The sequence below is a fragment of the Pseudomonas sp. NPDC089547 genome (assembly GCF_050280665.1).
Lineage (GTDB): Bacteria > Pseudomonadota > Gammaproteobacteria > Pseudomonadales > Pseudomonadaceae > Aquipseudomonas.
The window spans coordinates 1-10,599 of the sequence record NZ_JBNNVS010000085.1 but is presented as its reverse complement, the minus strand read 5'-3'; the positions used below and the strand labels follow the sequence as shown (position 1 = coordinate 10,599).

The window sequence follows — 10,599 nt, the reverse complement described above, 5'->3', positions numbered from 1 at the left end:
GCAGGCCCCATCCATGGGGCCTCAGCGCTTGACGGGCATCCATGCCCGTCACCTCCCTCCGCAATCCCTCCGCTCGGCCTCCTGAAGTCGCAATCTGCGGCGCCTGGACTATCGCGCGCTTAGAAGCAAAAGCAAAAGCAGAAGCAGAAGCAAGAGCAAACAGGGGGGGGAATCTGGCGCCCCCCCTACTGACAACCCCGTTTTCATGCCGGGAAAAAACGCTGCACCAGCGACGGTGTACGGAACCGCGCCCGGTAGGCGACCTCATCGAAAGGCAGCCCCGTGCGCATGTCATACACCGGACCTGAGACAGGCTTGCCGGTTTGCCCCAGCATCACCTTGATAAAACGGTAATGCTCACCATACACCTGCTCCAGACCTTCGATGCGATAATAGTTGCCGGGCAGCATCAGTGTTTCTCCTTCTTTCCAGTAAATGGAAAACGCACTGATCGGCGTTGCCCCCCAGTAGCCCCCGGCAGTCAGCTCGAAAATCACCGAACTGTCATCGAACAGCCCGGGTAAACCGCCCGGTGCCCCAGCGAATGGCAGGCTGGCGAACTCTGTGACTTTGTACGGGTTTTCAGTGAATGAGGTCAGGTCGGTATTGACCAGCACGTCGCCCACCTTCAAGTGGCCGTTTCTGTAAAGCTCGCCGCTGGTGCCACGTGAGCGATGGCCGCCACGGTAAAGGGTGACCTCGTTACTTTTCGGTAACAGCCCCAGGCTATTGGCCAGGTCGCCGATGTAACCGTCCTCGTCCCCATACTCGTAACGGCCGGCGCGAAACACATCATTCACAGTCGACTGGTTGCTGGTGTACCACTCGATTAACGCATTGAAATACTCATTGCCATAGCGGTAGGAATAATAAGGACGGCCTCGGACCCTTACGCAATCCAGCCCACGCTCGTCCACCGCTGGCGCCTCCCCCCGGGCCAACTCGGCCACCGGCCAGTTCTCCAGCAGGGCCTTCTGGCGCCGCAGGGCACGTTCGGCCAGCCCTGTGCTGTGTACCTCATCCATGGAGGTGTAAGTGTCCCAGAACGGTGACGTAGTGCTGGGCATACCGTCCACGACCGGGGGGCTGCCACCCAGCAGCCGTGGCGGTATCAACAGCTCCCACTCGCCACCAGCATTCAAGCGCACAGGCTTTAGCGGGACAAATGCATAGGGGTTGTGGGTAGGCACCACCAGCCAGGCACTCAGCTCATGGCTGTAACGCACACGGTAGGAAAGACCATTCAAGGTTATCCAGCACTTGCCATCATCGGTCATGCGTATGCCGCGCAAACGCCCGCTCGAACCCAGTTCGCCGCTCAACAGCAAGTTGCTCTCCTGCCCTTCAGCCGAGAGCGTGGCACTGGTACTCACTTGCCACTGCTCCAGAGCAACGCCTGTTTCATGGGGCGGCGCCTGGCTTGCCACCAACGTCAGGGTTGACTGGAAAGCCACATCCACAAGGCTCAGGCTTGCAAAAAGGCTCTCGAGTATCGCCTCGCGCAGGGCGCTCTTGCGGGTTTGCTCATCGGCTGCGTGCAGGGCTGCGTCAACATCCAGGGCAACCTTGCCAACACTTGCCCCCAGCACCATCAGCGACATCGGCCAACCCAGTGGGACGAAACCGCCAAAAACGCCCAGAAATGCAGACAGGTAACCGCTGAGCATTGCCTTGCGCAGGCTGTGGTTATCCCGCATCAGCTGCGCAGTGAGGCGCATCTCGGCACTGGCCTGCGCTTGCAGGTAGGTAAACAGGTCACCACTGAGCCGACGCTCGAACAGCTTTAGCGCTTTGAGCGCAGCATCGTCAGAGCGGCTATCGGCTATGCCTGTCAGATGCACCCTGATCAGTTGCTGCGCTGCTGGCTCGTGCCGGCTATCGTTTGCCCCTGCCACAAAACTGTCCAGCGCCTGAGGCGTTTGCAATTGCGCGGCGAGCCAATGGGCCATCGCCAACTCGCTGTCGAATGCCCAGAGCGCTTCAGCGTGCCAAGGCCTGTATGCCACTACCCGGCCGTCGGAGGCCTGAAAAGCAAACAGCGCCCCCCTGTCCCCAGTGCCGAACACGAACCGGTTGACCGTGAACGGCGCACTGGTGCTGTCCCGCCTTAGTGACTCGAGGGTAGGCAAACGCTCGTTCGTCAGCCTTTCGTCAACAAAAGCACGCAAACGCTGCCAATCGAGCTGCGAAATCCTTGCGCCCAACAACGCGCGCGCACCCTCCCCGAGCAGGTTGATCTTCGTGAGTATCCTGAAGTTTTCCCCTTGGGCTGCCCAGAAGCGCTCGACCTCGTCGCGGTACAGCGTGGCAAAGTCCAGCGCCCACAAATCCTGCTGCACGGCGCTGCCCAGCATGGGGACTTCATTTCGTTCGTCATAGAAAGCAGCATGGGGCCCCTGCCGGTAAAAGCCGCCGCGCATGTCGAGCTCATCAACCGCCTCCTGGAAGTAGGTATCGAAGCGTTCGACTACCAGCTCGGTAAGAATCAGCGACTGTTGTGGTGGCCCGCTGTGCTGCCAGCCAGTAAAGCTGCGGTTGCTGGAGCTTTCCGAGTTGAACTGGTGCCACCAGACAAATCGCGGATCAATCAGCCGGCCCGTGTGCTTGTGCATGATCTGCTCTGCGTGCCTGCTCGCAAGCAGGTAAGGGTCGGGATAAGCCTGCAGCACCTCGTCAGACAGCCGTACCAGCGGGATCGCCGCTTCCGATGCTTCCAGGCGGCGAAGGGTTTGCTCTTCAATTGCGTTCATGCGCGCTCCAGTGGGCCGAAATGCATAGCCTGGCCTCCCCCGGCCCCTGGCAGCGGTACATGTGTATTACCGCAACATCGGCAACACAGCGTGGCGAGCAGGCACAGTTGCAGCCACAAAGGTGACAAGCATGTACCGATCAGCTCGCGCCACTCAGACAACAATGTCTGCCCATTCCTTTTCGCGAGAAGCTGATGAACGAGCTCGAGCAACACCTCCGGCAGAACTTGCAGGCACTTGGAGTTGGCAGAACGCTGGCCAAGGTGATGGACGACTTCCTGTGTGCCTACCCTGACCTCGACGAGTCCTTGCAAAGGCAAGCCAAAATGATTTTGCGCAAGCATTGCGTTCGGCCGATCGAACCCCGCTACGTGTGGTGGCACCAGTTCGACAGCGCCAGTTCGAGCCCGCGCAGCTTCACCGGGTGGCAGCACAATGGGCCGCCCTTGAAATCCATACGGCTCACCGAGCTTGTCGCCAGACGGTTCGACCTGCATTTTCAGGAAGCCGGTGATGAGCTTGATGTCTACGGTGGTTTCTACCGGCAAGGGCGCAATGCGCGGTACTACGACGAAAACAACGAGCTACCGTTGCTCGGCCGCCAAGTGCAGCAGGATTTGTGGGCGCTGGATTTCGCCACGCTATATCGCAGCGAAGTCGAACAGTTCTGGGGGGAGCACGGGGAGCGCTTTCGGCTGCTGGCCAAGGTCAACCTGCTTGGTCAGGGCACCAGGGCCGCTGCAGCCGGGCATATAAGCGCGGATGATCTTGACTGGCTGAAAACGTCACTGCTTGGCGCGTCTTCGGCGCCATTGACACTTGAGCGCTTGTCGCAGGGCAAAACCGCCTGCATGCGCGGCGCCAGCGCATACTGCTTTGCTTCGAGCAAAAAGCCGTGCTTCTACAACCTGCGTGAGCAGGGCGAGCGCGTACTGTTGTACCTACCCTGGGCAGAGCAGCCGCTGCATGGTTTTGCATCGCGCAACGCGATGGCTCAATGGCTGCAGGGGCAGTTAAAACGTTCATCGTCGCGCTCGGAGTACACGGCCGGGGCGTTATCTGGCTTGCAGGAGCAAAGCCGGACCGATGCCGTTGAACAGTTGCTGCTGGCCATCGCGCACAGCGCATCCAGCCACGTGGCACTTCAACACCTGGAAGCCTCGCGCAGCTCGGTGGGCCAGGATCTGTTCCTGCACATGGCTGAACTGGCACAGCAGGAGATGCGCGAAAATGCCGCGCTGCTGCTCGACAACAGTGCCCTGCGCAAAGCCATGTGGGGCGGGTACCTGTCTGCCTTCGTCAAGATTTTTGCAGGTTTCACCCCGCTGGGCTGGCCGGTGTCGCTGGCATTGCTGGGCGCATCGGTGGCCATGGTCGGGCTCGATGTCGACACTGCGGTGCACGCCCGCTCCGGTCAGGCCCGCAAGGCCGCCTTGCGCGCAGCCATGCTGGATACGTTGTTTGCTGCCTTGAACATGGCCGACGTCGCAGCCGGGTCCAGCTTCGCCTCGCTGGCCTATCGTGCACCGCCGCATGAGCTGGATGCCGCTGTGGGGCAATGGCAGCCCGCAGAGCGCACATTGGAGCCGCTGAACGGCCTTGAAGGCAACCGGTTACTGGTCAATGAGCCTGAAGGCAGCGGCGCGCTACAAGGCATCCGCATCAGCGAGGATGGCAGCTGCTGGATCGAGATCGATGACATACCCTACCGGGTGCGCTACAGCCACGAGCTCGAACACTGGCTGATTGTTCCACCCGACAACCCATTTGCTTTTGGCGAACCAAGGCCGGTTCGCCAGAACGAACAAGGTGAATGGGAGCTGTTGCAACGCCCCCGGCTGGCTGGAGGAAGCCCACCCGGCACCGCCGCTGCCATTCCCGAAGAGCAATCGCAGTTTTGGGACGAATACATGCGTACCGACGAGACACGCAGCGAGGCAATGTCCGACCAGGCAGAAGAGCGCAACAAGAAACTGCTCGACGACGCGTTCGTGCCCTCTCTTGATCCAGACGCCATCGCCGACTCAGACGGCGATGAATACGACTGTGTGAAGATCGACGGGACAACCCATTACACCTATGAGCAGGGTGGCGAATATTACAACCACCTGATCCGCACCTACAGCGAGGAAGACACCCAGATCAATCGACCACTGCGAGAAGGGAAGCCATCCAGCGGGTACAGCGATGACACTGACTTCATCAACAAACTGGCCGACGACCTGGAGTCCTTGCCGCGAGATAACGCGGTTCCGATTTATCGCGGTGGTCACGGCACACGAGGTACAAGCGGTGCGCATTTTCGCAGCGGTCGCCTGAAAGTCGGGGACACATTGGTAAACACCGACTTTACCTCATTCACCGAAAACCCCTACATCGTTCGCCGATTCGCCACTGACACTGACCAGGTTTCCCCTGAGGGGCACAATGGGGTATTCGATGACAGCTCCGTGGTATTTGAGCTGCCCGCCAAGCAGTATTACAGCGGTACGCCCATCAGCACGCTGTCAGGCGCTACCGAAGAAGCGGAAACCCTGTTTACCCCGGGCCATTACTTTCGCATCGAGCAATTGTCCCAAGTCCGCGGCGTAGATTTTTACTTCGTGAAAGTGCGAATGAGCCAGGTCGACCAACCCGCTGGGCCAGTGTACGACCTGCGTACCGGCGAGCCATTCGACCGTGCAACTTACCTGGCCCTGGTAAAAAACCCGACCTTGGTCGACCGGTTCTTCCCAGTCACTTGATGCCAAAAACCGCTTGGCTCAAGGGTTCTGCGCCAGATGCCCTTGCGGTATTACCCGCTTGGCTTGCAGGTACGCCTTGGCCCAGTAGCTGTTTGACAGATAATCCAGGCGCACGGTGCCGCCAGTGGAAGGGGCATGCACGAAGCGGCCCTCCCCCACATAGATACCCGCGTGGCTAACCTGTGAGCCGCCACTGGTGGCGAAGAACACAAGGTCACCCGACTGCAGCGACTTGGCATCCACTGTCGGCGCACGCATGACAATCATTTCCCGCGTGGAGCGCGGCAGGCTGATGCCCGCCGCATCACGGTAGACGTACTTGATCAGGCCGCTGCAGTCGAAACCGGAGTCCGGGGTATTGCCGCCCCAACGATAAGGCGTACCGACCAGGCCAATGGCGCGGATCAGCACGTCATCGGCAATCGGTGACGGGCTGGCCTGGCTATAAGTAATCTGCGGCTGCACCACAGGGGCCGGCGCAGGGGCACGGCTGGAGCAGGCAGCCAGCAAGGCCGCCAGGGAGAGAAATGCAAAGCGCGCCATCTTTACCATGGCCAGAACATCCTGTCTGAGACCGAACGGCCGCAGCCGAAAAGAGTTGAGAATTTAGATTAGACGCTTTCTGTAAATGCGCACGGCGGCGAGCTTTTTTCAAAGCATCGCCGCCGCGAGAGGTTACATCATTTTGCCATCAGTTGCGCGCGATGTTGGTTGGCGCCATGGCCAAGGCGCGCTTGGCTTCGATGAAGGTCTTGCTCCAGTAGCGGTCACCGAGGCTGTCGATGCGCACGCCACCGCTGCGGCGGCTGCTGGAGTGGATGAACTGGTTGTCACCCAGGTAAATGCCGGCGTGGCTGACACGGCCGCGGCCATTGGTGCTGAAGAACAGCAGGTCGCCAGGCTTGAGCTTGTTGCGCGCCACTTTCGGGGCGTCGACGTTGATCATTTCACGCGTCGAGCGTGGCAGGGTCATGCCCGCCTCTTCGCGGAACAGATAGCCGATGAAACCACTGCAATCGAAGCCGGACTTTTCCGAAGTACCGCCAAAGCGGTAGCGGGTGCCGATCAGCGACATGCCGCGCTCCAGAATGCTGTCCGCCAGCACTGGCAACTGGTAAGGCTTGCTGTTGCTGGAGAAAGCCTCCAGGTCATCTTCAGTGGCCAGCTCTTCCGGTTCGCCGAATACCGACGAGGACGAGGCTTTGGCCTTGATTGCCGATTGAGCGGCGATCGGGGCGTGATCCTGAGGCTGGGATTGGGAAGCCGGGCCTTGGGCCGCGCAGCCAAAAAGCAGGGTCACGAGTGCGAGTGGCACGAGGGGTGCGAAGCGCTTCAGCATGGGCACGACCGTGTCTGTAATCCTTTAGAGGGGGAAACTATGCCCTCTATCATGGCCATTTGCAAATTTTATCGAAAAAGATGTGACTTTTTTGTTTTGCCGCTCTGGCCCAGCGTTTTCAGGGGGTTACCAGCCCAGGGTTTCCTTCAGGAACGGGATGGTGAGCTTGCGTTGTGCCTGCAACGAGGCCTGGTCGAGACGCTCCAGCAGATCGAACAGGGCGCTCATGCTGCGCGCACCGCGAGTGAGGATGAAGTGGCCGACTTCGTCGGTAAGGTGCAACCCGCGGCGTGACGCGCGCAGTTGCAGGGCCCGCAGCTTGTCCTCGTCAGACAGGCCACGCATCTGGAACACCAAAGCCAGGGTCAGCCGCGACTTCAGGTCCGGCAGCTTGATCGGCAGTTCACGGGGCGACGCCGAGGCTGCCAGCAGCAGGCGCCGACCGCTGTCGCGCAGGCGATTGAACAAGTGGAACATGGCCTCTTCCCAATCGGCCTTGCCGGCAATCACGTGCAGATCGTCGATGCACACCAGCTCGTACTGGGCCAGGTAGTCAAGCAGCTCCACGCCGCGATCGAGCAGTTGCGCCAATGGCAGGTACACGGCGGCTTCGCCGCGTTGCTGGAAGCGGTGGGTGGCGGCCTGTAGCAGGTGGCTCCGGCCAACACCCTGCTTACCCCACAGGTAGATAAGGCTCTCGGTCCAGCCGGCGTCGGCTTCGCATAACCGCTCGACGTAGCCCAATGCCGCAGCATTGGCGCCCGGATAGTAGTTGATGAAGGTGGCGTCGTCGCGCAGGCGCACACCCAGGGGCAACTGGATCGGTGGTTTCATGCTCGCGGGCGGTCAGCAGGACCGCAGGGGGCCTTTGGTGAACAATGTGCAAAGTCTATACCCGCAACGCGGGGCGCACAATCACGGCAACAGATAGCACAAGCAAAATCAACAAGTTGCACACCATATGCCTGCAATGCCCCCCTTGTAGGAGCGGCCTTGCGTCGCGATGGGCTGCGCAGCAGCCCCAACAATTTGTGCCGGGACCACAATTCTGGGGCTGCTGCGCAGCCCATCGCGACGCAAGGCCGCTCCTACAGGGGGCGCAACGCAGCCCTGGGGGATCACAACTCCGGGTCGATCCCCCCGTCATACATGTCCGACTCCTTGTAGACATCATGCACATGCCGCAGCAGTACCATGATCACCGCCGCAACCGGCAGGGCCAGCAATACCCCGGTAAAACCGAACAGCTCACCACCGGCCAGGATGGCAAAGATCACCGCCACCGGGTGCAGGCCAATCCGGTCCCCGACCAGCAGCGGCGTCAGCACCATGCCCTCAAGTGCCTGCCCGACCATGAACACGGCGACGATGCCCAGCATCGGGTACAGGTCACCTCCAAACTGGAACAGGCCAGCCACCAGCGCCGCACCGATGCCAATGATGAAGCCCATATAGGGCACGATGGCGGCCAACCCCGCGAGCATGCCGATCAGCAGCCCCAACTCAAGCCCCACCAGCATCAGCCCGGCCGAATAGATGACACCAAGGGCCAACATCACCATCAGCTGCCCACGCACGAATGCCCCCAGTACTTCGTGGCACTCGCCCGCCAGGCCCACGACCTGCGATTCACGCTGGCGTGGCAGCAGGCTGCGCAGCTTGGCCATCATCAGGTCCCAATCGCGCAGCAGGTAGAACCCCACCACCGGGATCAGCACCATGTTGGCTAGCCAGCCTATCAGCGCCAGGCTCGACGCCGTGGCATGGGACAGCAACATGCCGACGATGTCGGTGGTCTGGCCCATGTGGCCGGCAATCGCAGTCTTGATCTTGTCGAACTTCCAGAAGCCATCAGCCAGGCCCAGCCGGCTCTGCACCCAAGGCAAGGCAACATGCTCGAGCCAGTCGAGCATCTGTGGCGCCAGCTCGTACAGGCGCACCAGCTGCTTGGCAAGCATCGGCACCAGCACCAGCAGCAGGGCCAGCAACAACAGGGTGAACAGGCCGAACACCACCACAACGCCCCAGGTGCGCGACAGCCCCAGGCGCTCCAGGCGGTCAACCAGCGGGTCGGCCAGGTAGGCCAGAAGGATGCCGACCAGGAACGGGGTAAGAATGTTGTGCAGGCTATAAAGCAGCACAGCGACCAGCAGGGCAGCGCCCAGCCAGATCCAGCGACGAACGTCGATCAAGCTATGCTCCCCTTACCAGCGAAAACGCAGGCCGTCGAACGGCTTGGGCGCAGGTTGGGCCGGCGCAGGCTGCTCGCCCGCCGCCGGTGCTGGCGTGGCGGGCGCTGCGGGCGCCTGCTCTGCGGGCAGCTCCTGCAACTTGGCCAGGCCGAGCTGGGCACGCAACTGTTCGCGGTTGCCGGTAACACCGTAGGTCAGGGTGGTGCCTTCAGCCATCTGCAGGCGCGGGCCGTAAGGCTCAAGTACGCGGGCAAGCTCGGCATAACGTTGCAGGTTCATCCCCTGCACTTGCACCTGCATCTGGCTGCTGGCGCCTGGGCGGGTGACGTAACGCGGCGCCAGGCGGCTGCTGACTGCCAGCATCACCGCGTCGGCCAAGGCTGCCGGGTCAGCCCCCTCGGCCGTGCCTTGCTCGCGCTGGTCGCCCAGCCACAGCTGCCACTTGCCCTGCCACTTGCCGTCGGCCTCCTGGGCATGCACCGCCAGCAAGGCATCGGCGCCATAGCGCTCGGAGGCCTCACGCAACGGTGCAGGGTCGCTGCCTTCGATCTGCTTGCCATTGGCCACCAGCTGCTCCTGCAAGTCGGCCAGCGGCAAGCGCAGTGGCAAGCCACGGTGCTGGGCGGCACGGCGCAGGGGCTGGGCGCTGGCCTGGCCGTCGCCGACCAGGCTGCTGGCTTCGGCACTGTCATTCAGCCACCAGCCAATAATCGAAGGCCGGTTGCTGCCCCACAGGGCCAAGCCGGCCTTGCGCAATGCGCGCTCGGTACTGCCCGGGTCGAACTCGACCACCACAGACTCGGGCGGGCCGGCCTCGCTGCCAACCTGGTTGATGATTTGCTGCGGATCCTTGCGCAACTCGGCAAGTGCCGGGCTTTGCACTGCCTTGGGGTCGCCGGTCAGGCGCAGCACCAAGGTGTCGAGGGCCTTGGCCGTTGCTGCGGCACGCGCTTCGGCGCCCTGCCCCGTGACTGGCTCGCGCACCTGGTAAAGGCCGGAGACATTTTCAGCCTGGGCGGTGGCTGCCATCAGGGCCAGGCAACCGACCGCCAGAATAGTGAACAAACGCATGGAGGATTCCTGTCCAGTCGAGCTCTACACTCGCTGCTTGCAGCTTATACACAAGCAACCGCATCAACCACCCTCAGGCCTTTTTCAACAATTTACCGCCCTGCCCGTCGGCCTGAGGATGGCCGCTGCCCGGCAACCCTGATAAAATCGCGCGCCTTCACAGACCACTGACGTTTCAGGCAGCCGCCGCTTACCCGCCGGCCTTGGCCGCCATGGTCGTTTTTAAGAATCCCTCCCTCCTAAAGGCCTGGATCAATGAGCAAGCAACCCTCCCTGAGCTACAAGGACGCCGGTGTAGACATCGACGCCGGCGAAGCACTGGTCGAACGCATCAAGGGCGTGGCAAAACGCACCGCACGCCCTGAAGTCATGGGTGGCCTGGGCGGCTTCGGCGCCCTCTGCGAGATCCCGGCCGGCTACAAGCAGCCGGTGCTGGTCTCCGGCACCGACGGCGTCGGTACCAAGCTGCGCCTGGCGCTGAACCTGAACAAGCACGACAGCAT

7 protein-coding genes and 1 pseudogene are annotated in these 10,599 nt (G+C 61.6%); 2 read left to right on the top strand and 6 right to left on the bottom strand.

What is annotated here, in order from left to right; genetic code table 11:
- Nucleotides 1-203: 203 nt before the first annotated feature.
- Nucleotides 204-2,750, bottom strand: a complete 2,547-nt coding sequence (locus ACQKPZ_RS27575; RefSeq protein ID WP_427544365.1) for a dermonecrotic toxin domain-containing protein — start codon at nucleotides 2,748-2,750, stop codon at nucleotides 204-206.
- Nucleotides 2,751-2,944: 194 nt separating this feature from the next.
- Here ACQKPZ_RS27575 and ACQKPZ_RS27570 point away from each other — a divergent pair, with 194 nt between their 5' ends.
- Nucleotides 2,945-5,494, top strand: a complete 2,550-nt coding sequence (locus ACQKPZ_RS27570; protein ID WP_427544362.1) for a dermonecrotic toxin domain-containing protein — start codon at nucleotides 2,945-2,947, stop codon at nucleotides 5,492-5,494.
- An 18-nt stretch (nucleotides 5,495-5,512) separates the two neighbouring features.
- On the opposite strand, the gene ACQKPZ_RS27565 is transcribed toward ACQKPZ_RS27570, so the two are convergent.
- The 5 genes from ACQKPZ_RS27565 to ACQKPZ_RS27545 form a co-directional block, all read right to left on the bottom strand.
- Nucleotides 5,513-6,046, bottom strand: a complete 534-nt coding sequence (locus tag ACQKPZ_RS27565; protein WP_427544359.1) for a C40 family peptidase — start codon at nucleotides 6,044-6,046, stop codon at nucleotides 5,513-5,515.
- Nucleotides 6,047-6,185: 139 nt separating this feature from the next.
- The gene (locus tag ACQKPZ_RS27560; protein ID WP_427544356.1) at nucleotides 6,186-6,833 is read right to left on the bottom strand and encodes a C40 family peptidase; all 648 of its coding nucleotides are present in this window, start codon (nucleotides 6,831-6,833) and stop codon (nucleotides 6,186-6,188) included.
- Nucleotides 6,834-6,959: 126 nt separating this feature from the next.
- Nucleotides 6,960-7,667, bottom strand: coding sequence for a DnaA regulatory inactivator Hda (gene hda, locus ACQKPZ_RS27555; protein ID WP_391138132.1), 708 nt, complete (start codon nucleotides 7,665-7,667; stop codon nucleotides 6,960-6,962).
- A 284-nt stretch (nucleotides 7,668-7,951) separates the two neighbouring features.
- Nucleotides 7,952-9,025 carry an AI-2E family transporter gene (locus tag ACQKPZ_RS27550; protein ID WP_427544353.1) on the bottom strand — a complete coding sequence of 358 codons (1,074 nt, stop codon included), beginning with the start codon at nucleotides 9,023-9,025 and terminating at the stop codon, nucleotides 7,952-7,954.
- Between the two features lie 12 nt (nucleotides 9,026-9,037).
- Nucleotides 9,038-10,096, bottom strand: a complete 1,059-nt coding sequence (locus ACQKPZ_RS27545; protein WP_427544350.1) for a DUF2066 domain-containing protein — start codon at nucleotides 10,094-10,096, stop codon at nucleotides 9,038-9,040.
- A gap of 255 nt (nucleotides 10,097-10,351) precedes the next feature.
- Between ACQKPZ_RS27545 and ACQKPZ_RS27540 the strand changes: the two are divergent.
- Nucleotides 10,352-10,599, top strand: a pseudogene (locus ACQKPZ_RS27540) (phosphoribosylformylglycinamidine cyclo-ligase); the annotation flags it as partial.

Bases quoted from the DNA above. Each gene is read 5' to 3' on its own strand.
- ACQKPZ_RS27575 (WP_427544365.1), bottom strand. From the start codon at position 2,750: ATGAACGCAATTGAAGAGCAAACCCTTCGCCGCCTGGAAGCATCGGAA.
- ACQKPZ_RS27570 (WP_427544362.1), top strand. From the start codon at position 2,945: ATGAACGAGCTCGAGCAACACCTCCGGCAGAACTTGCAGGCACTTGGA.
- ACQKPZ_RS27565 (WP_427544359.1), bottom strand. From the start codon at position 6,046: ATGGTAAAGATGGCGCGCTTTGCATTTCTCTCCCTGGCGGCCTTGCTG.
- ACQKPZ_RS27560 (WP_427544356.1), bottom strand. From the start codon at position 6,833: ATGCTGAAGCGCTTCGCACCCCTCGTGCCACTCGCACTCGTGACCCTG.
- hda (WP_391138132.1), bottom strand. From the start codon at position 7,667: ATGAAACCACCGATCCAGTTGCCCCTGGGTGTGCGCCTGCGCGACGAC.
- ACQKPZ_RS27545 (WP_427544350.1), bottom strand. From the start codon at position 10,096: ATGCGTTTGTTCACTATTCTGGCGGTCGGTTGCCTGGCCCTGATGGCA.